The 18,841-nt window shown below is 60.4% G+C and carries 19 protein-coding genes; 9 read left to right on the top strand and 10 right to left on the bottom strand.

Annotation, left to right across the window (positions count from 1 at the left end):
• Positions 1-117: 117 nt before the first annotated feature.
• Positions 118-2,859 (top strand): aconitate hydratase AcnA, encoded by a 2,742-nt coding sequence (gene acnA, locus LVW35_RS07525; RefSeq protein ID WP_233894556.1) that lies wholly within the window; start codon positions 118-120, stop codon positions 2,857-2,859.
• Positions 2,860-2,922: 63 nt separating this feature from the next.
• Here acnA and LVW35_RS07520 read toward each other — a convergent pair whose 3' ends face one another.
• Both LVW35_RS07520 and cysK read right to left on the bottom strand, forming a co-directional pair.
• Positions 2,923-3,858 carry an aspartyl/asparaginyl beta-hydroxylase domain-containing protein gene (locus LVW35_RS07520; protein WP_233894555.1) on the bottom strand — a complete coding sequence of 312 codons (936 nt, stop codon included), beginning with the start codon at positions 3,856-3,858 and terminating at the stop codon, positions 2,923-2,925.
• 109 nt (positions 3,859-3,967) lie between these two features.
• Positions 3,968-4,942, bottom strand: coding sequence for a cysteine synthase A (gene cysK / locus LVW35_RS07515; RefSeq protein ID WP_233894554.1), 975 nt, complete (start codon positions 4,940-4,942; stop codon positions 3,968-3,970).
• A gap of 126 nt (positions 4,943-5,068) precedes the next feature.
• Here cysK and LVW35_RS07510 point away from each other — a divergent pair, with 126 nt between their 5' ends.
• The 3 genes from LVW35_RS07510 (at position 5,069) to LVW35_RS07500 (ending at position 8,268) form a co-directional block, all read left to right on the top strand.
• Positions 5,069-6,145: a DUF748 domain-containing protein gene (locus tag LVW35_RS07510; protein ID WP_233894553.1), complete on the top strand. Its 1,077-nt coding sequence runs from the start codon at positions 5,069-5,071 to the stop codon at positions 6,143-6,145.
• 99 nt (positions 6,146-6,244) lie between these two features.
• Positions 6,245-7,090: an AAA family ATPase gene (locus LVW35_RS07505; RefSeq protein ID WP_233894552.1), complete on the top strand. Its 846-nt coding sequence runs from the start codon at positions 6,245-6,247 to the stop codon at positions 7,088-7,090.
• A complete protein-coding gene (locus LVW35_RS07500; RefSeq protein WP_233894550.1) occupies positions 7,090-8,268 on the top strand; it encodes a vWA domain-containing protein in 1,179 nt (392 codons plus the stop codon). The genes LVW35_RS07505 and LVW35_RS07500 overlap by 1 nt, the downstream gene beginning before the upstream one ends.
• A gap of 23 nt (positions 8,269-8,291) precedes the next feature.
• Here LVW35_RS07500 and LVW35_RS07495 read toward each other — a convergent pair whose 3' ends face one another.
• Genes LVW35_RS07495 through LVW35_RS07485 form a run of 3 tightly spaced genes read right to left on the bottom strand, consistent with a single transcriptional unit; the run spans position 8,292 to position 10,638 of the window.
• Positions 8,292-9,200, bottom strand: coding sequence for a biotin-dependent carboxyltransferase family protein (locus tag LVW35_RS07495; RefSeq protein ID WP_233894548.1), 909 nt, complete (start codon positions 9,198-9,200; stop codon positions 8,292-8,294).
• Positions 9,197-9,901 (bottom strand): 5-oxoprolinase subunit B family protein, encoded by a 705-nt coding sequence (locus LVW35_RS07490; RefSeq protein WP_233894546.1) that lies wholly within the window; start codon positions 9,899-9,901, stop codon positions 9,197-9,199. Before LVW35_RS07490 ends, LVW35_RS07495 begins: the two co-directional genes overlap by 4 nt.
• Positions 9,898-10,638, bottom strand: a complete 741-nt coding sequence (locus LVW35_RS07485; protein WP_233894544.1) for a 5-oxoprolinase subunit PxpA — start codon at positions 10,636-10,638, stop codon at positions 9,898-9,900. Before LVW35_RS07485 ends, LVW35_RS07490 begins: the two co-directional genes overlap by 4 nt.
• 175 nt (positions 10,639-10,813) lie before the next feature.
• Between LVW35_RS07485 and LVW35_RS07480 the strand changes: the two genes are divergently transcribed.
• The gene (locus tag LVW35_RS07480) at positions 10,814-11,725 is read left to right on the top strand and encodes a LysR family transcriptional regulator (protein WP_233894542.1); all 912 of its coding nucleotides are present in this window, start codon (positions 10,814-10,816) and stop codon (positions 11,723-11,725) included.
• Positions 11,726-11,845: 120 nt separating this feature from the next.
• Here LVW35_RS07480 and LVW35_RS07475 read toward each other — a convergent pair whose 3' ends face one another.
• The 3 genes from LVW35_RS07475 to LVW35_RS07465 are packed head-to-tail and all read right to left on the bottom strand — an operon-like array spanning position 11,846 to position 13,743.
• Positions 11,846-12,388: a DUF2937 family protein gene (locus LVW35_RS07475; RefSeq protein ID WP_032888750.1), complete on the bottom strand. Its 543-nt coding sequence runs from the start codon at positions 12,386-12,388 to the stop codon at positions 11,846-11,848.
• Positions 12,389-12,399: 11 nt separating this feature from the next.
• A complete protein-coding gene (locus tag LVW35_RS07470; protein ID WP_233894541.1) occupies positions 12,400-13,176 on the bottom strand; it encodes a class II glutamine amidotransferase in 777 nt (258 codons plus the stop codon).
• Positions 13,177-13,206: 30 nt separating this feature from the next.
• Positions 13,207-13,743, bottom strand: coding sequence for an MFS transporter (locus tag LVW35_RS07465; protein WP_233896425.1), 537 nt, complete (start codon positions 13,741-13,743; stop codon positions 13,207-13,209).
• A 25-nt stretch (positions 13,744-13,768) separates the two neighbouring features.
• On the opposite strand from LVW35_RS07465, the gene LVW35_RS07460 reads away from it, so the two are divergent.
• On the top strand, positions 13,769-15,811 hold the full coding sequence (locus tag LVW35_RS07460) for a S9 family peptidase (protein ID WP_233894540.1): 2,043 nt from the start codon (positions 13,769-13,771) through the stop codon (positions 15,809-15,811).
• 68 nt (positions 15,812-15,879) lie between these two features.
• Complete coding sequence (locus LVW35_RS07455; RefSeq protein WP_233894539.1) at positions 15,880-16,353, top strand: cyclic nucleotide-binding domain-containing protein; 474 nt, start codon at positions 15,880-15,882, stop codon at positions 16,351-16,353.
• Here the strand turns inward: LVW35_RS07455 and LVW35_RS07450 are convergent.
• Positions 16,350-16,628 carry a hypothetical protein gene (locus LVW35_RS07450; RefSeq protein ID WP_233894538.1) on the bottom strand — a complete coding sequence of 93 codons (279 nt, stop codon included), beginning with the start codon at positions 16,626-16,628 and terminating at the stop codon, positions 16,350-16,352. The two genes, LVW35_RS07455 and LVW35_RS07450, sit on opposite strands and share 4 nt — an antisense overlap.
• A gap of 78 nt (positions 16,629-16,706) precedes the next feature.
• Here LVW35_RS07450 and LVW35_RS07445 point away from each other — a divergent pair, with 78 nt between their 5' ends.
• Positions 16,707-17,387, top strand: coding sequence for a spermidine synthase (locus LVW35_RS07445; protein ID WP_233894537.1), 681 nt, complete (start codon positions 16,707-16,709; stop codon positions 17,385-17,387).
• 4 nt (positions 17,388-17,391) lie between these two features.
• On the opposite strand, the gene LVW35_RS07440 is transcribed toward LVW35_RS07445, so the two are convergent.
• Complete coding sequence (locus LVW35_RS07440; RefSeq protein ID WP_233894536.1) at positions 17,392-18,312, bottom strand: ParB/Srx family N-terminal domain-containing protein; 921 nt, start codon at positions 18,310-18,312, stop codon at positions 17,392-17,394.
• A gap of 98 nt (positions 18,313-18,410) precedes the next feature.
• Here LVW35_RS07440 and LVW35_RS07435 point away from each other — a divergent pair, with 98 nt between their 5' ends.
• Entirely contained in the window at positions 18,411-18,785 is a 375-nt protein-coding gene (locus LVW35_RS07435; RefSeq protein WP_078732012.1) for a YajD family HNH nuclease, read from the top strand.
• The last annotated feature ends 56 nt before the right edge of the window (positions 18,786-18,841 follow it).

Below are 18,841 nucleotides of genomic sequence, written 5' to 3'. Positions count from 1 at the left end.
AACCTTGGACTTAACGATAGAGTCCAGTTATTAGCCTGCTAATGAAAACAGGGCTAAGTTGATAGCTCTGTTCGTCCCGTCAGGTCCGTAGCCGTGCGGACCATAAGGAGTCGTGTCATGTCATCGCTTGATAGCCTGAGAACCCTTAAGACCCTTGAAATAGACAGTAAAACCTACCACTACTTCAGCCTGCCCGAAGCCGCCAAGAGCCTGGGTGACCTGGATAAGTTGCCCATGTCGCTCAAGGTGCTGCTGGAAAACCTGCTGCGTTGGGAGGACAACAAGACCGTCACCGATGCCGACCTCAAGGCCATTGCCGCCTGGCTCAAAGAGCGCCAATCCGACCGTGAGATCCAATACCGCCCGGCGCGGGTATTGATGCAAGACTTTACCGGCGTACCGGCCGTGGTAGACCTGGCCGCCATGCGCGCCGCCGTGGCCAAGGCCGGGGGCGATCCGCAGCGCATCAACCCGCTGTCCCCCGTGGACCTTGTGATTGACCATTCGGTGATGGTCGACAAGTTCGGCACCACCAGTGCCTTTGAGCAGAACGTCGACATCGAGATGCAGCGCAACGGCGAACGCTACGCTTTCCTGCGCTGGGGCCAGAGCGCCTTTGACAACTTCAGCGTGGTGCCACCGGGCACCGGCATCTGCCACCAGGTCAACCTCGAATACCTCGGCCGCACCGTGTGGACCAAGGACGAGGACGGCCGCACCTATGCGTTCCCGGACACCTTGGTCGGCACCGACTCCCACACCACCATGATCAACGGCCTCGGTGTACTCGGCTGGGGCGTGGGCGGGATCGAAGCGGAAGCGGCGATGCTCGGCCAGCCGGTGTCGATGCTGATCCCGGAAGTGATCGGCTTCAAGCTCACCGGCAAATTGAAGGAAGGCATCACCGCCACCGACCTGGTGCTGACCGTGACGCAGATGCTGCGCAAGAAAGGCGTGGTGGGTAAATTCGTCGAGTTCTACGGCGACGGCTTGGCGGACCTGCCGTTGGCCGACCGCGCTACCATTGCCAACATGGCCCCGGAATATGGCGCCACCTGTGGCTTTTTCCCGGTGGACGAGGTGACGCTGGACTACTTGCGTCTCTCCGGACGTCCTACCGAAACTGTGAAACTGGTCGAGGCCTATACCAAGGCCCAGGGCCTATGGCGCAACGCCGGCCAGGAGCCGGTATTTACCGACAGCCTGTCCTTGGACATGGGCAGCGTCGAAGCCAGCCTGGCCGGGCCAAAACGCCCGCAGGACCGCGTTGCCCTGCCGAATGTGGGCCAGGCCTTCAGCGACTTCCTCGACCTGCAATTCAAACCGACCAACAAAGAAGAAGGCCGCTTGGAAAGCGAAGGCGGCGGCGGCGTTGCCGTGGGCAATGCCGATCTGGTCGGCGAAACCGACTATGAGTACGACGGCCAGACCTATCGCCTGAAAAACGGCGCCGTGGTGATCGCCGCGATTACTTCCTGCACCAATACCTCCAACCCCAGCGTGATGATGGCAGCCGGGCTGGTGGCGAAAAAAGCCGTGGAAAAGGGCCTGACGCGCAAACCCTGGGTTAAAACCTCCCTGGCGCCAGGCTCCAAAGTGGTTACGGACTATTACAAGGCGGCGGGCCTCACCCAGTACCTGGACAAGCTCGGTTTTGATTTGGTCGGTTATGGCTGCACCACTTGCATCGGCAACTCCGGACCATTGCCCGAGCCGATCGAGAAAGCCATCCAGAAGGCTGACCTTGCGGTGGCGTCGGTGTTGTCCGGCAACCGCAACTTCGAAGGCCGCGTGCACCCGCTGGTGAAAACCAACTGGCTGGCTTCGCCGCCCCTCGTCGTGGCTTATGCCCTGGCGGGCACTGTGCGCATCGATATCAGCAGCGAACCGCTGGGTAACGATCAACACGGCAACCCAGTTTACTTGAAGGATATCTGGCCAAGCAGTAAAGAGATCGCCGACGCCGTGGCACAAGTCAGCACGGGCATGTTCCACAAGGAATACGCCGAAGTATTTGCCGGTGACGAGCAATGGCAGGCCATTGAAGTGCCGCAAGCCGCCACCTATGTGTGGCAGAAAGACTCCACCTACATCCAGCACCCGCCGTTCTTCGACGACATTTCCGGGCCTCTGCCGGTGATCAAGGACGTCAGAGACGCGAACGTGCTGGCGTTGCTGGGGGATTCAGTCACCACCGACCACATCTCCCCCGCCGGCAACATCAAGATCGATAGCCCGGCCGGCCGCTACCTGCGTGAACAGGGCGTGGAACCGCGCGACTTCAACTCCTACGGCTCTCGCCGGGGCAACCACGAAGTGATGATGCGTGGCACCTTTGCCAACATCCGCATCCGCAATGAAATGCTCGGTGGCGAGGAAGGCGGCAATACGCTGTATGTCCCGACGGGCGAGAAAATGCCGATCTATGACGCGTCGATGAAGTACCAGGCGTCGGGTACACCACTGGTGGTGATCGCGGGCCAGGAATATGGCACCGGCTCCAGCCGTGACTGGGCGGCCAAGGGTACGAACCTGCTGGGGGTCAAGGCGGTGATCGCCGAGAGTTTTGAGCGGATTCACCGCTCCAACCTGGTGGGCATGGGCGTGTTGCCGTTGCAGTTCAAGCTGGATCAGAACCGCAAGACGCTCAAGCTGACCGGCAAGGAGAAGGTCGACATTCTTGGGCTGACAGACGCAGAGATTGTGCCGCGGATGAACCTGACGCTGGTGATTACACGGGAGGATGGCAGCACGGAGAAGGTTGATGTCTTGTGCCGGATCGACACCCTCAATGAAGTGGAATACTTCAAATCCGGAGGCATCTTGCACTACGTGCTGCGTCAGTTGATCGCGTCATAAGCGACACTACAAAACCAATGTGGGAGCGGGCTTGCCGCTCCCACATTTTTAACCGTGTTCTGATCAGAACAACCAGCGCCACAGCAGCAGCAAAACCACTACCGCCAACACCGGCCGCGCAATCCGGTATGCCTTCGGATGCTTGCGCTTCCACTGCTTGACCACACCGCTGAACTTGTCGCTGAAGGTTTTGCTCCAGGCATACGCCTGGTTGATCCCACCTACGCGCTCGTCATCCAGGTTCTGCGGCGCAGTGGCGCGCCCCAATTGCTTGCTGACCCAGCGGTTGATGCGGGTCATCACGCGGTTGCTGAGCGGTCGCTCGATGTCGCAGAACAGGATCACGCGGGTTTGTTCGGTTTCGTTCTTGACCCAGTGCACGTAGGTTTCGTCGAACATCACGTCTTCACCGTCGCGCCAGGCGTACACCTGACCGTCAACGAAGATGCGGCACTCGTCGGAGTTCGGCGTGGACAGACCCAAGTGATAACGCAGCGAACCGGCAAACGGATCGCGGTGCGGGTTGAGGTGGCTGCCGCCCGGCAACAGCGCGAACATTGCACCTTTCACGTTAGGAATACTGCTCACCAGCGCTACGGTCTTGGGGCACAAAGCTTCGGCCGATGGCAGTGGCTTGTCATACCACTTGAGGTAGAAACGCTTCCAACCCTTCTTGAAGAATGAACCGAAACCGGCGTCGTTGTTCTTTTCGGCCGCGCGAATGTAACCCTCGTCGAACAGGTGCATGGCCTCTTCGCGGATCACTTCCCAGTTGTCCTTGAGCACATCCAGTTCCGGGAACTTGCTGCGGTCCAGGTACGGCTTGGACGGCACGGCCGAAAACAGGTACATCAAGGCGTTATACGGCGCAAACAACGCCGAATGGTTGACGAACTGGCGCAACATCGGCAAACGCGCCTTGCCGCGCAAGTGCACATACAGCGTGCTGCCAATAAACAACGCCAGCACCGACAGCTTGGCGGCCAAAGAAAAGGTCATGCAGCAACTCCTGAAAATAAGCGCCTGGCCAACAGCAGACGTAGCAGCCGGCCATGATAAACAGTTGGGCCATTATGCAGAAGGCCCCGGTTATCGGCGCTGACTCAAATCAAGCCTGGTTTTCTTGCTCGGTAAACAAATCGCTGAACAGCATGCTCGACAGGTAGCGCTCACCGGAGTCCGGCAGGATCACCACGATGGTCTTGCCCTGCATCTCCGGTTTCTCGGCCAGTCGCACGGCTACGGCCATCGCGGCGCCGCAAGAGATGCCACACAAAATCCCTTCTTCCTGCATCAGGCGCAGGGCCATGGCCTTGGACTCGTCGTCGGTCACCAGCTCCACACGATCGACCATCGACAAGTCCAGGTTCTTGGGGACGAAACCCGCGCCAATGCCCTGGATCTTGTGCGGGCTAGGCTTGATCTCTTCACCCGCCAGCGCCTGGGTAATCACCGGCGAGACCATTGGCTCGACGGCCACCGACAGGATCGGCTTGCCCGCGATGTTCTTGATGTAGCGCGACACGCCAGTGATGGTACCGCCGGTGCCCACGCCCGCGACCAGTACGTCCACGGCGCCATCGGTGTCGTTCCAGATTTCCGGACCGGTGGTTTTCTCGTGGATGGCCGGGTTGGCCGGGTTTTCGAACTGGGCTGGCATAAAGTAGGTGGTCGGGTCGCTGGCAACGATTTCGCCGGCTTTTTCGATGGCGCCCTTCATGCCTTTGGCCGGCTCGGTCAACACCAGCTCGGCGCCAAGGGCCTTGAGTACCTTGCGCCGCTCGATGCTCATGGACGCCGGCATGGTCAACAGCAGCTTGTAGCCACGAGCGGCAGCGACAAATGCCAGGCCGATGCCGGTGTTGCCGGAGGTCGGTTCAACAATGGTCATGCCCGGCTTGAGCTTGCCGGTGCTTTCGGCGTCCCAGATCATGTTTGCGCCAATGCGGCACTTCACCGAGTAGCCAGGGTTACGCCCTTCGATCTTGGCCAGGATAGTCACGCCACGCGGGGCAATCCGGTTGATCTGAACCAGGGGAGTATTACCGATGGAGTGCGCGTTGTCTGCAAAGATACGGCTCATGACGGGTCCTATTGGGCGGTCTTCAGGAAGGCCCCAAGGGTATGCCTCGTGCCGCGAGGCGTCCAGTCGGAGGAACGTTGCGCGCATTAGAACAGTCAATCTCCTACAAGCAAGGAGAACTGCCCCATGAAACGTCGCTACAGTTGGCCGCTATGGACCGTCGCCGGACTCATCGTCGTACTGGTCGCCTTGGCCATCGCCCTGCCCTACCTGGTGCGTAACTACCTCAATGACAAGCTCGCCGACATGGGTGACTACCGCGGCCACATCACCGATGTCGACTTGGCCTTGTGGCGTGGCGCCTACAAAATCAATGGTCTGGAGATCATTAAAGTTGATGGCAAAGTGCCGGTTCCGTTCGTCAAGGCGCCGTTGATCGATCTGGCTGTGAGCTGGCATTCGCTGTGGTACGACCATGCGGTAGTGGCCAAGGTCCGGTTTATCAACCCCGAGGTGAACTTCGTCGATGGCGGTGCCAACAAACAAGCGTCCCAAACCGGTAAAGGCACCGACTGGCGCGAGCAGTTGAGCAAGTTGGCCCCGATCACCCTCGACGAAGTGCGCATCGAGGACGGCAAGATCGCCTTTCACAACTTCAACTCCAAACCACCGGTCAACATCAACGCCACCGAAGTCAACGCCAGCTTCTATAACCTGACCAACGTGGTCGACGTCAAAGGCAAGCGCGACGCCCGCTTCGAGGGCAAAGCGCTGCTGCAAGGCCAGGCGCCGCTGGAAGCCACTGCCACCTTCGACCCGCTGAGCAATTTCGAAAACTTCGAATTCCGTTTCCGCGCCAAAGATTTGCAGCTCAAGCGCATGAATGACTTCGCCTCGGCCTACGGTAAATTCGACTTCAAGGCCGGCACCGGCGACGTGGTGATCGAAGCCCAAGCGGACAAAGGTCAGCTGACCGGCTACATCAAGCCCCTGCTACGCGATGTTGAAGTGTTCGACTGGCGACAGGACGTGGAAAACAAAGACAAGAACATCTTCCGTTCGATCTGGGAAGCCGTGGTCGGCGCCAGCGAAACCGTATTGAAAAACCAGAGCAAAAACCAGTTCGCCACCCGCGTGGAGCTCAGTGGCAGCGTGCATCAGCAAAATGTCAGCGCGTTCTCGGCGTTTTTGGCGATATTGCGCAACGGTTTCATCCAGGCGTTCAATGCGCGGTATGAACAACCCAAGCCTTCGGCGGATTGAACGTGACTGGTCATTCAGAGACTGAATAAGCCGCCTGCGTTCACAGTCGCCGGGGCTGCGCGGTATAGTCCGGGCATTGATGAATGCGAGGAAACACCGATGAAGTTCGAAGGCACCCAGGCCTATGTGGCTACCGATGACCTGAAACTGGCCGTCAACGCCGCCATCACCCTGGAGCGGCCGTTGCTGGTCAAGGGCGAGCCCGGCACCGGCAAGACCATGCTTGCCGAGCAGTTGGCCGAATCCTTCGGCGCCAAGTTGATCACCTGGCACATCAAGTCCACCACCAAGGCCCACCAAGGCCTGTACGAGTATGACGCGGTCAGCCGCCTGCGCGATTCGCAACTGGGCGTGGACAAGGTGCACGACGTACGCAACTACCTGAAGAAGGGCAAGCTCTGGGAAGCCTTCGAGTCCGAGGAGCGGGTGATCCTGCTGATCGATGAAATTGACAAGGCCGACATCGAGTTCCCCAATGACCTGTTGCAAGAACTCGACAAGATGGAGTTCTACGTCTACGAAATCGACGAGACCATCAAAGCCAAGAAACGCCCGATCATCATCATTACCTCCAACAACGAAAAAGAGCTGCCTGACGCCTTCCTGCGCCGCTGCTTCTTCCACTACATCGCCTTCCCCGACCGCACCACCCTGCAAAAAATCGTGGATGTTCACTACCCCGATATCAAGAAAGACCTGGTCAGCGAAGCGCTGGATGTGTTCTTCGACGTGCGCAAGGTGCCGGGCCTGAAGAAAAAACCTTCCACCTCCGAGTTGGTCGACTGGCTCAAGTTGCTGATGGCCGACGACATCGGCGAAGCGGTGCTGCGCGAACGCGACCCGACCAAGGCCATCCCGCCGCTGGCCGGTGCGTTGGTGAAGAACGAGCAAGACGTGCAGTTGCTGGAGCGGCTGGCGTTCATGAGCCGTCGCGGTAATCGCTGATGCTGCTCAATCTGTTCAACGAGATGCGTGCCGCCAAGGTGCCGGTGTCGGTGCGCGAGCTGCTCGACCTGATCAACGCGCTGAAACAGCGCGTGACCTTCGCCGACATGGACGAGTTCTACTACTTGGCCCGGGCGATCCTGGTCAAGGATGAGCGGCACTTCGACAAGTTCGACCGGGCGTTCGGGGCTTACTTCAACGGTCTGGAAAAACTCGACGACCACCTGCAGGCGTTGATCCCTGAAGACTGGCTGCGCAAGGAATTCGAACGTTCGCTGACCGACGAAGAACGTGCGCAGATCCAATCCCTTGGCGGCCTCGACAAGCTGATCGAAGCATTCAAAAAGCGTCTGGAAGAACAGAAAGAACGCCACGCCGGCGGCAACAAGTGGATTGGCACCGGCGGCACCAGCCCGTTCGGCTCCGGCGGCTTCAACCCGGAAGGCATTCGTGTGGGTGACGCAGGCAAACGCCAGGGCAAGGCCGTGAAGGTGTGGGACCAGCGCGAGTACAAGAACCTCGACGATCAGGTCGAACTCGGTACCCGCAATATCAAGATCGCTCTGCGGCGCCTGCGCAAGTTTGCGCGCCAAGGCGCGGCGGAAGAGCTGGATATCGACGGCACCATCGACCACACCGCACGCGATGCCGGGCTGCTGAATATCCAGATGCGCCCGGAGCGGCGCAACACCATCAAACTGTTGCTGCTGTTCGATATCGGCGGCTCGATGGATGCCCACGTGAAGATCTGCGAAGAGCTGTTCTCGGCGTGCAAGACCGAGTTCAAGCACTTGGAGTATTTCTACTTTCACAACTTCGTCTACGAGTCGGTGTGGAAGAACAACCAGCGCCGCACGTCGGAGCGCACGTCGACCCAGGATTTGTTGCACAAGTACGGAGCCGATTACAAAGTGATCTTTATCGGCGATGCGGCGATGGCACCGTATGAAATCACCCAGGCGGGCGGCAGCGTCGAGCACTGGAACGAAGAACCGGGGTACGTGTGGATGCAGCGCTTCATGGCCAAGTACAAGAAGCTGATCTGGATTAACCCGTACCCGAAAGACACCTGGGGATACACGGCGTCCACGGGGATTGTGCGGGAGTTGGTGGAGGATCAAATGTATCCGCTGACGCTGCGCGGCTTGGAAGAAGGCATGCGCTTTCTCTCCAAATAAATGGAGATCTGAGTGTGGGAGCGTTATTTAAATCGCTGCAAGACGTCGATGTGCTGCCGATGCGCAGTCTCCTGCACCACCGGCACCAACCGCACCTTCTCCCCCGGCAGGCACTGCGCCAGCCGCGCCAGCGACAATGGCGTCAACGCGCCTAACCGTGGGTACCCCCCAATGGTCTGCCGGTCGTTGAGCAACACAATCGGCTGTCCATCCGGCGGCACCTGGATGGCTCCCAACGGAATCCCCTCAGAGATAAGCGACGGCCCTTGATACTGCAACGGCGTGCCCAGCAAACGCATGCCCATGCGGTCGGCGCGGCTGTCGAGCGTCCATTCGGTGTTGAACGCATCGAACAGGCTTTGCCCGCTGAACTGGCCGATCTGGGCGCCGACGATCACCTCCAGCGCGGCCTTGGCCGGCAGGCCTGGATCACTCAACACTTTCATTGCGCCGCCCACGCCGGAATACGCCAAGCGCCCGCCTTCGGCCAGTGCCTTGCCGAAACCGTCTACTCCGCCCAATTCCTCCCGCACAACCGTGGCGCAACTGCCCAGCACCTGCGGCGCATCAAACCCGCCTGGCGCGGCCAGGTAAGCCCGTGCCCCCTTGAATGGCTGGGTGAACCGCAAACGCTGGCCCTTTTGCAGGATAAAACTGCGGCCTGGGCTAATGGCGCGCTCGTCGATATACGCGCCCAGGTCCGCACCGGCCAGGGCCAGCAGGCAATACTCCTCAGCCTGCACCGTAAAGCCGCCCAGAGTGATTTCCACCACCGGCGCGTCCAGCGTATTGCCCAACAACCAGTTGGCCCAGGACATCGACACCCAATCCAGCGCGCCGCCCTGGGTCACGCCCAAGTGACGCACGCCAAAGCGACCGGCGTCCTGCAACAGGCACAGCGGCGTGCTGGCCTCGATGATCAAGCGGCTCATGCCTGCGCCTCCAACGGCGTGTCATCGCCACCCAGTGTGATGAATTCGGCGTGATCGACAGGCTCGAAACGCACCGTGTCGCCCGGCTGCATCAGGCTGTAGCCGTCGCGCTCACGGTCGAAGAGTTTGGCCGGCGTGCGACCGATCAGGTTCCAACCACCCGGGGACACCACCGGGTAAGCGGCGGTTTGCCGCTCAGCGATGCCGACACTGCCGGCTGCTACGCGTTTGCGTGGGGTGCTGAGGCGCGGGGTGGCGAGGATTTGATCCACCAGCCCCATAAAAGCAAAACCGGGGGCGAAGCCCAGCGCGAACACCTGATATTCGTGGGCACTGTGGCGGCGGATCACCTCGTCCACGGCCAAACCGCTGCGCTGGCTCAACAGCGTCAGCTCGGGGCCGACGCTCAGGTCGTACCACACCGGCAGCACGTGGCACTGACCGCCGCCCTGGGCTTGCGGTTGCAGGTCGGTCAGGGCCAGGTCGATCAACTCCCGCGCCTGGGCCGGGCTCAAGGCGCTGAGGTCGTAATGCACCATCAAGGTGGTGTAAGACGGCACCAAGTCCACCAATGCGGCGCCAAAACCGCTGCGCAAGCGCTGGGTCGCGGCGAGCATCCACGGCATATTGGCTTCGGCGATTGCATCAAACAGACGCACCATCAGGCAGTCGATGGCCACCACTTCAATCCGTGGCTTCATGCTGGCTTCAATGCCTCGCGGATACGCTGCACAGCGGCAACCGAACTGGCGTTATCGCCGTGCACGCACAGAGTGTTGGCCTGCAATACCAAGGGGCTGCCATCGCTGGCGATCAGTGCTTCACCACGGGAAATGGTCAGGGCTTGTTGCACGATAGTGTCGGCGTCATGGTGCACGGCGCCAGGCAGCTGGCGTGATACAAGGTGGCCCTTGCTGTCGTAGGCGCGGTCGGCAAAGGCTTCGAACCACAGGGTGACCCCATATTCATCACCCAAAGCCTGGGCTGCGCTGTTGTCGCGGGTGGCGAGCAACATCAGCGGCAGTTCGCCGTAAGCCGCCACCGCCTGGATCACCGCACGCAACTGCGCTGGGTTGGCCATCATGTCGTTGTACATCGCACCGTGAGGTTTGACGTAGCTGACCCGCCCGCCTTGCGCCCGGCAAATGCCGTCAAGGGCACCGATCTGGTAGTGCAACAAGTCTTGGATTTCCTGAGGGGTATAGGCCATCGAACGACGGCCAAAGCCTTGCAGATCCTGATACGCCGGGTGCGCACCGACTTGCACGCCGTGCTTGAGCGCCAGGCTGACGGTCTTGCGCATAATGCTCGGGTCGCCGGCATGGAAGCCGCAGGCGACGTTGGCGCAATCGATGAACGGCATGACCTCGGCGTCCAGACCCATGGTCCAGTTGCCAAAGCTTTCGCCGATGTCGCAATTCAGAAGAAGGCGGCTCACGCGGGTTGCTCCTGTAGGCATTGTTATTTTGTAGTGTGGGATTTTTTACGCAGAACTCGCAACTTGTCCTGACACCCAATCGGCGCTTATCGTGGAATGACCCGATTTTTGGCGCTGGCACGGTGCGGCGTCCAACTAATAAAAACCGATCCATGCATAAGAAAAAGTTGATTCCATGAATTTGAAGTTTCTCGAAACCTTCGTCTGGGTGGCCAAGCTCAAGAGTTTCCGCCTGACCGCCGAGAAGTTGTTCACCACCCAGGCGTCGATCTCCAGCCGCATCGCCGTGCTGGAAAGCGAGTTGGGCGTGAAGTTGTTTCTGCGCGACTCACGCGGCGTGAGCCTGACCCCGGAGGGCTTGAAGGTACTCGATTACGCCGAGCAGATGATGGTGACCATGCAGGGCCTGAAGCAGTCCCTGGAAACCACCAGCAGCCAGGTCGGGCGCATTCGGATCGGCGCAATGGACACGGTGATTCATACCTGGCTGAGCCCCCTTGTCGCGGAATTGATGGACCACTTCCCCTTGGTAGAAATCGAATTGGTCGCCGATACTGCACTTAACCTCAGCGATCAGCTGCAAAAAGGTTTTCTCGACCTGATCCTGCAAACCGACCTGCTGCGCCTCGAAACCGTACGCAGCCTGGAACTGGCCAGCCACCCCATGGCTTGGATCGTCGCCAGCCAGTCGATCTACAACCGTGACTACGCCTCCCTCGCCGAGCTGGCCCAGGAGCGCATCATCACCTACTCGAAAAACTCCCACCCCCACCAGGACGTGATCAGCCTGATGCAGGCCAACGGCATCGCCGCGCCACGGATGAACTGCGTGAATTCGGTGTCGGCGATTACCCGGCTATTGCGCGATGGCTTCGGCATTGGCGCACTGCCGCCGGTGCTGGTCAGTGAGGAGCTGGCGCGGGGGGAATTGGTGATGTTGCCGATGGCGCAGACACTACCGAACTTGCAGGTGGTGGTGTCGTGGCGCGTGGGGGTGGAATTGGTGGAGGACATTGTGGGGCTGTGCCAGAAGGTGGTGGCGCGGTATGCCGAAGAGGTTGGTGCAGAGCGCATGATCCTGGCCTGACTCGGTCAAAACTGTGGGAGCAGGCTTGCTCGCGAAGGCGGTGGATCATTTAGAACATCGTTGACTGACACTGCGCATTCGTGAGCAAGCCCGCTCCCACATTCAGACTTGCGGTGACCATTACAAGCCCTTCAGGTCACGCTCTTCGATCGGCCGGCTCTGGCGCAGGCGCTTGCCACCCAACACCACCCAGTCGATCAGGCGGAACAGACACTCCAGGCCAAACGACAACAGCATTGCCCCGCCCAAGCCCCAGCCCATGGCTTCGGGGGTCAGCAGGATCTGGTAGCTGTAGCCGTTCCAGGTTTCCTGGCGGATATCCGGGTCCGCCGCCACCGCCACTTGGAGGGCGCGGATGTACCAGGGGCCTTGCATGGCCTGGAATTGCTTGTCCAGCGCCACCTGACGGTCAAGCATGGCGCCCAGGCTGTTGGCGTCGCTCTGGAACACCGGGTCATCACTGGCGCGGTAATGCGCGACCAACGCCTTCAAATCACCGTTAAAGAATTGCCGTGCGGTGGTTTCAAACCCGCTGAGGCCGGTCTGGGCCTCGATCAGGTGGGCTTCGACGCGCTTGGCGTAGTCGTTGATGAAGCCCGGCACTTGCACGCCGACCAACAGGCCAATGGCAAACAGCACCAACCGCAGATAACTGAGCAACATGGTCGATATCCTTACTCGGTGATGCCCTGGCTGACGCATTCACCGCGTCGCCACAGGCTCCATTGGCCCGGTTCGTAGCGGGTCCAGTTTTCGTTGTCGGTCAAAGGCTCGGTGGCGATCACCGTCACTACATCATTGGGCGTGGTTTCGGCCTGAAAATCGACGATCACGTCGACGTCTTTCAAGCGTGCCGGGCCAAACGGGGCGCGACGGGTGATCTGCGCCAACTTGGTCGAGCAGTAGCAAAACAGCCAGTCGCCATCGCTGAGCAGGCAGTTGAACACGCCTTTGCTGCGGTATTCGGAGCAGGCGGCGATCAGGTCCGGCAGGACTTTTTCGATGTCCACCGGCTCCGGGAAGGCTTCACGCACGCGGTTGAGCAGATCGCAAAAGGCCGCTTCGCTATCGGTATCACCCACCGGGCGGTAGAACGTAGCGCGCGGGTTGAAGTCGGACAGCTGGCCATTGTGGGCGAAGCACCAGTTACGGCCCCACAGTTCGCGTACGAACGGGTGGGTATTGGCCAGGCTGACCTTGCCGACGTTGGCCTGGCGGATATGGCCAATCACCACTTCGCTTTTGATCGGATAACGCTGCACCAGCAGCGCGACTTCCGATTCGCTGCTGGCGGCCGGGTCCTGGAACAGGCGCAGGCCACGGCCTTCATAGAAGGCGATGCCCCAACCGTCACGGTGGGGGCCGGTGCGCCCACCGCGCTGCATCAGCCCGGTAAAGCTGAACACGATATCGGTGGGGACGTTGGCACTCATGCCCAATAATTCACACATGCCAGGGCTCTCGCTGCAGGGCGGACGACGTTAAAGGCGCGGTTCGACGCGCAGACCACTCACGGGCGCAGGACGGCGAAAAGGCACGTCGTCTTCATCTTGATCCGGTTCGGCGGCCAAGGCGGCATCAGCGGCGGCCTTGCGCTCACGGCGGGCGTTGGCGGCACGCTCGATGGGCCAGCGGATCAACACAAACACGATGTACACGCCAAGGGCAATCATGGTGTACATGAACAGATCGGAAATGGCCCGCCAGGCGTTATTGCCGACCTTGAGCACCAGGTCCAGGGCGGTGATGGCCACGGCCGGCGCGAACTGAGTCTTGACCGGGTCAACGATGGTCGGGCTGAACAGCAACACCGCCATCAGCAATTGCAGCGGCTCGCGCAGCCAGCGCCAGATCCAGCGGGTCATGCGCCACCACACCAACAGGCAGCCCAAAGCGGCGAAGGCGTAAAGGCCCCAAGCGGTCAGATAATCGTTCTCGGTCATGGTGTCCATGGCAAGGTTGGCAAACAGGCGGCTATGATAACGGCTTTTGCGTGTCGCGGCTGCAATGCCTGCCACCGTCCGCCCGATAGAGAATAATCCCATGCCTACATCGACCGCTCCGATTGCCCGCAAGGCCCAAGGCCAGGATCCGTACGCCTGGCTGCAAGAGCGTGACAGCGCTGAGGTGCTCGACTACCTCAAGGCCGAAAACGCTTGGCAGGAAGCCCAGCTCGCCGACCAGGCAGCGCTGCGCGAAACCCTGTTCGAAGAGATCAAGGGGCGTATTCTCGAAACCGATCTGTCCCTGCCTTCGCCGTGGGGCCCGTATCTTTACTACACCCGCACCACCGCTGGAGACGAATACGCTCGCCACTACCGCTGCCGCCGCCCGGTTGACGACAGCAGCCTTGTGGACGAAAGCAGCGAAGAGTTATTGCTCGACCCAAATGTGCTGGCCAACGGTGGCTTCTTCTCCCTCGGCGCGTTCAGCATCAGTCCCGACCACCAGCGCCTGGCCTACAGCCTTGATACCAGCGGCGAAGAGATCTACACCCTGTACGTGAAGGAATTGGCCACCGGTAAAGTCAGCGAACTGGAGTTTGAAAACTGCGACGGCAGCATGACCTGGGCCAACGACAGCCTGACCCTGTTCTTTGGCGAGTTGGACGACACCCACCGACCGCACAAACTGTATCGCTATCGCCTGGATGGGACTGCCGCGCAGGAAGTGTTCCATGAGCCCGACGGACGCTTCTTCCTGCATTGCTACCGTTCCAGCTCCGAGCGCCAGTTGCTGCTATCGCTGGGCAGCAAGACCACCAGCGAAGTCTGGGCCCTGGACGCAGACCAGCCGCAGCTGGACTTTACCTGCCTGGCGCCGCGGGTCGAGGACCATGAATACGATGTCGACCACGGCCAACTGAATGGCGCGTGGACCTGGTTTATCCGCAGCAACCGCGATGGCATCAACTACGCCCTGTTCGTGGCGACCGATATTGGTGACGTGCCGACCGAGGCGGAGTGGCAGAACCTGATCCCTCACAGCGATGAGGTGATGCTCGACGGCGTGAGCCTGAACACCCATGCCATGACCCTGAGCCTGCGCATCGGTGGCTTGCCGGTGATCGAAGTGCACCCGCAGGGCTTGCCGGCCTATCGCGTGGAATTGCCTGACGCCGCCTACAGCCTTTACGTACAGAACAGCCTGGAGTTTGTCAGCGACAAGATCCGCCTGCGCTACGAAGCCTTGAACCGCCCGGCCCAGGTTCGCCAGTTGGAACTGGCCAGCGGCGCGCAGCAGGTGCTCAAGGAAACCCCGGTACTCGGCGTGTTCAACGCCGACGATTACGTGAGCCAACGCCTGTGGGCCACCTCGGCGGATGGCACCCAAGTGCCGATCAGCCTGGTGGTCAAACGCGACCAGCTTGGTAAACCGACACCACTGTACCTTTACGGCTACGGCGCTTACGGTTCGAGCCTGGACCCATGGTTCTCCCACGCACGCCTGAGCCTGCTGGACCGTGGCGTGGCGTTTGCCATTGCTCACGTGCGTGGCGGCGGTGAACTGGGTGAGGCCTGGTATCGCAACGGCAAGCAGGAACACAAACAGAACACCTTCAGTGACTTTATCGCCTGCGCCGAACACCTGATCGCCGAGGGCCTGACCACCTCCAAACAGCTGGCCATCAGCGGCGGCAGTGCCGGCGGCCTGTTGATCGGCGCGGTGCTCAACCAACGCCCTGAGTTGTTCCAGGCGGCGATTGCCGAAGTGCCGTTCGTCGATGTGCTCAACACCATGCTCGACCCGGAACTGCCGCTGACCATCACCGAGTACGACGAATGGGGCAACCCTGAAGAACCGGACGTCTATGCACGCATCAAGGCCTACGCGCCGTACGAAAACGTTCGCGCCCAGGCCTACCCGCACCTGCTGGTGATCGCCGGCTACAACGACAGCCGCGTGCAATATTGGGAAGCCGCCAAGTGGGTCGCCAAGTTGCGCGACACCAAGACCGACGACAACCTGCTGCTGCTCAAAACCGAACTGGGCGCCGGCCATGGTGGCATGAGCGGTCGTTACCAGGGATTACGTGACGTAGCGCTCGAATATGGCTTTGTATTCAAGGCGCTGGGGCTGGTTTAAGGAACTTAGCCGGGCGGTTTTGTCTGAACACAGGACCGCCTACTGATTGATGGACCAAGATTGCAGCCATGGCACTCCCCACATTAATGAATACCGAAATCCGCGACATGCTCATGGACTGCGGCCTGTTCGACCCGCTGTTGCCGGAAGATTTTCACGTCGCCGCAGGCTATTTCAATATCAGCAGCATTGCCCGCGATGAGGTGATCTTCCTCGAGGGCGATGCCGGCACCTTCATGTGCATCATCCACAGCGGCCAGGTGGCCGTGCAGAAAACCAATCACGAAGGCCAGCGCCTGACCATCGCCACCCTGCGCAGCGGCCGGGCCTTTGGTGAAATGGCCGTACTCGACGGCGAGCGGCGCTCGGCCAGTTGCATGGCGGCCAGTGACTGCGTGCTGCTGAACCTGGGCAAGGATTCCCTGGAAAAGATGCTCAACGAAGCACCCAGGGTCGCCGCCAAGATCATCCGCGCGATTGCCATCGCCCTGTCCAAGCGCCTGCGCATGGCCGACGGGCAATTACTCTCGCAACAGTTCTAACCGCCTGGCGCCTTCGGCTTGCTGTCGTTTTGCAGCAGGCCCGGCACCGTCTGGTCCTTGGGTGGCGTGGGCAGCACGATGGGCACCAAGGGTGGCGAGCCGTTGGTCTTGGGCACGGCCGGTGGGGTGACTTGCGGGTACAACGTCGGCGTCGGAGTGCCCGGCGCGCCTGGCGTTGGAGCGGGCGCGACCGGTACGGTTTGCAACTCCTGAGCCTGCGCCGCACCGGATGCGAGCGCGCTCAACACAATGACCGTTAGAATGCTGCACTTCATCGATGGCTCCATGGCCTGACCGGAATGTCACAAGGCTACTCCCAACCGCGCAAGAATGCCCTTCCCAATGAGATTTCCATGAAACGTTTCGTTCTGCTGGACACCACCCCGATCCCCGATAACGGCGGTGCCTTGTGCCTGTTCGAATACGGTGAAGACTTTGTCATCAAGATCCAGGGCGGTGACGGCGGCCAGTTGATGAACACGCGCATGCACGGCTCCGAAGACGCCCTGGCGCAAATCCCCTGCCGCAGAGTCGCCGGGCGTCCAGGGTCGCGGGTGTTGATTGGTGGCTTGGGCATGGGCTTTACCCTGGCCTCGGCGCTCAAGCACCTGGGCAAGACAGCCGAAGTGATCGTCGCAGAATTGGTGCCCGGTGTAGTGGAGTGGAACCGTGGGCCGCTGGGCGAGAAATCCGGCCGCCCGCTGCTGGACCCGCGCACGGTGATCCGCATGGAAGATGTGGCCAAGGTGTTGCAAGCCGAGCCCCAGGGTTTTGACGCGATCATGCTGGACGTGGACAACGGCCCCGAAGGCCTTACGCAAAAGGCCAATAGCTGGCTCTATTCCGCCGGTGGCCTGGCCGCCTGCGCCAAGGCCCTGCGCCCTAAAGGCGTGCTGGCCGTGTGGTCGGCCAGCGCGGACAAGCTGTTCAGCGACAAACTGCGCAAGGCCGGTTTCAAGGCCGAGGAAGTGCAGGTGTTTGCCCACGGCAACAAAGGCACCCGGCACACCATCTGGATTGCGCAGAAGCTGTAATCGGCTAGCGCAGGGAATTGCGGTAGTCGATCACGTACGGCACTTTTTTGTCGAAGGTCTTTTCCAGCTCGTTACGGTCGAGTTTGGTCATGCCGCCCAATTGATGGGCGGTAAAACCGCTATCCCCGACCTGTGAGCCCGGCGCCACGCTGACCATGCGCTTGGCGACGGCTTCAATGGCGTCCTTGTAGCCGCCCTTCTTGTTCAGGTTGTACTTGCCCACGTCAATTTGAGTGCGCAGCCAATTGCCCCAGTAGAACTCCAGGAACTCCGGCGCGATCTCGCCAGCCTCAGGCTTGCCATACGCGGCCTTGCGGGTGAAATACACCAGGCTGCGGAAGATGTCGTCCTGCAGGTTCTTGAAGCCCAAGTGCGCCGGCAGTTGCTCGGGTGGCAGGGTCTGGCCTTGATTGTCCTTGAGCCAGACCTTGCGCGCCGCCTCCATGCGCTGCCAGAAATTCGCCATCGTCGGGCTGTTGCTGAAGTCGTCGGTAACCTTGACCCACATGCTCAAGCGAGGCCCGCCGCCGGGCGCTTCCCACAAGGTGGTGAAGCTGTGGTGACCGTCGGTCAGGTACAGCTGGCCGCCGGGGCCGACCACCACGGTTTTCATGTCGTCGGGATGGGTGCCCACCGGGTCCTTGCAGGTGAAGCTGGACGGTTTGTGCAGGTCCGCGCCCTTGGGTACTTTGTCGGCCTGGCCCTGGCCGTTGGTTTCGCAGTATTCATCGAAGACCTTGGCGGGTTTGTCGGTGAACAGGCCGAGGCTGTAGTAAATCTGGTCAAAACCCACCACGGCCTGGGTCGGGTGCAATTGGTCGAGGGTTACCTCGATCACCTGGCCGGGCTCGGGTGTAGAGAACGCTTGGGCTTGGGCCGTGAGCCCACACAGCAACAGTGCAACAGTCCATGAATGCAGACGCATGAGTTTCAGATCCTTATCGATAAAGTGAAGCGGTTATTTGCAACGTGAGCGGCTAGAATCAACCCTATCCGTGAACCCCCAAATAGCCAGGAGCCATGATGAGCTCGACCAATCCGCCCTCCCACACCGCCAAGCTGGATCGCATCCTTGCCGATGCCCAGCGCGACCGGGAAATGGGCTACCGCGACAAAGCCTTGAAAATGTATCCCCACGTGTGCGGCCGCTGCGCCCGTGAGTTCGCAGGCAAACGCCTGAGTGAGCTGACCGTACACCACCGTAACCACAATCATGATGACAATCCCCAGGACGGTTCGAACTGGGAGTTGCTGTGTTTGTATTGCCACGACAACGAACACTCGCGCTACACCGACCAACAGTACTTCGGCGAAGGTTCCACCAGCAGCCCGACGATTGCCAAGGCCACGCATAACCCGTTTGCGGCGTTGGCGGGGTTGATGAAGAAGGACAACTGAAAGCTGCAAGCTGCAAGCTGCAAGAAAAAGCCGCTCTGCTTTTAACTTGCAGCTTG

The sequence above is a fragment of the Pseudomonas sp. HN11 genome, from assembly GCF_021390155.1.
In the GTDB taxonomy this organism is placed as follows: Bacteria; Pseudomonadota; Gammaproteobacteria; order Pseudomonadales; family Pseudomonadaceae; genus Aquipseudomonas.
Note: the sequence above shows the minus strand (reverse complement) of the source record. Positions and strands in the feature narration are given on the sequence as shown.

Bases quoted from the DNA above. Each gene is read 5' to 3' on its own strand.
- cysK (WP_233894554.1), bottom strand. From the start codon at position 4,942: ATGAGCCGTATCTTTGCAGACAACGCGCACTCCATCGGTAATACTCCC.
- LVW35_RS07435 (WP_078732012.1), top strand. From the start codon at position 18,411: ATGAGCTCGACCAATCCGCCCTCCCACACCGCCAAGCTGGATCGCATC.
- LVW35_RS07440 (WP_233894536.1), bottom strand. From the start codon at position 18,312: ATGCGTCTGCATTCATGGACTGTTGCACTGTTGCTGTGTGGGCTCACG.
- LVW35_RS07480 (WP_233894542.1), top strand. From the start codon at position 10,814: ATGAATTTGAAGTTTCTCGAAACCTTCGTCTGGGTGGCCAAGCTCAAG.
- LVW35_RS07455 (WP_233894539.1), top strand. From the start codon at position 15,880: ATGGCACTCCCCACATTAATGAATACCGAAATCCGCGACATGCTCATG.
- LVW35_RS07445 (WP_233894537.1), top strand. From the start codon at position 16,707: ATGAAACGTTTCGTTCTGCTGGACACCACCCCGATCCCCGATAACGGC.
- LVW35_RS07500 (WP_233894550.1), top strand. From the start codon at position 7,090: ATGCTGCTCAATCTGTTCAACGAGATGCGTGCCGCCAAGGTGCCGGTG.
- LVW35_RS07505 (WP_233894552.1), top strand. From the start codon at position 6,245: ATGAAGTTCGAAGGCACCCAGGCCTATGTGGCTACCGATGACCTGAAA.
- LVW35_RS07510 (WP_233894553.1), top strand. From the start codon at position 5,069: ATGAAACGTCGCTACAGTTGGCCGCTATGGACCGTCGCCGGACTCATC.
- LVW35_RS07475 (WP_032888750.1), bottom strand. From the start codon at position 12,388: ATGTTGCTCAGTTATCTGCGGTTGGTGCTGTTTGCCATTGGCCTGTTG.
- LVW35_RS07450 (WP_233894538.1), bottom strand. From the start codon at position 16,628: ATGAAGTGCAGCATTCTAACGGTCATTGTGTTGAGCGCGCTCGCATCC.
- LVW35_RS07520 (WP_233894555.1), bottom strand. From the start codon at position 3,858: ATGACCTTTTCTTTGGCCGCCAAGCTGTCGGTGCTGGCGTTGTTTATT.
- acnA (WP_233894556.1), top strand. From the start codon at position 118: ATGTCATCGCTTGATAGCCTGAGAACCCTTAAGACCCTTGAAATAGAC.
- LVW35_RS07460 (WP_233894540.1), top strand. From the start codon at position 13,769: ATGCCTACATCGACCGCTCCGATTGCCCGCAAGGCCCAAGGCCAGGAT.
- LVW35_RS07495 (WP_233894548.1), bottom strand. From the start codon at position 9,200: ATGAGCCGCTTGATCATCGAGGCCAGCACGCCGCTGTGCCTGTTGCAG.
- LVW35_RS07490 (WP_233894546.1), bottom strand. From the start codon at position 9,901: ATGAAGCCACGGATTGAAGTGGTGGCCATCGACTGCCTGATGGTGCGT.
- LVW35_RS07470 (WP_233894541.1), bottom strand. From the start codon at position 13,176: ATGTGTGAATTATTGGGCATGAGTGCCAACGTCCCCACCGATATCGTG.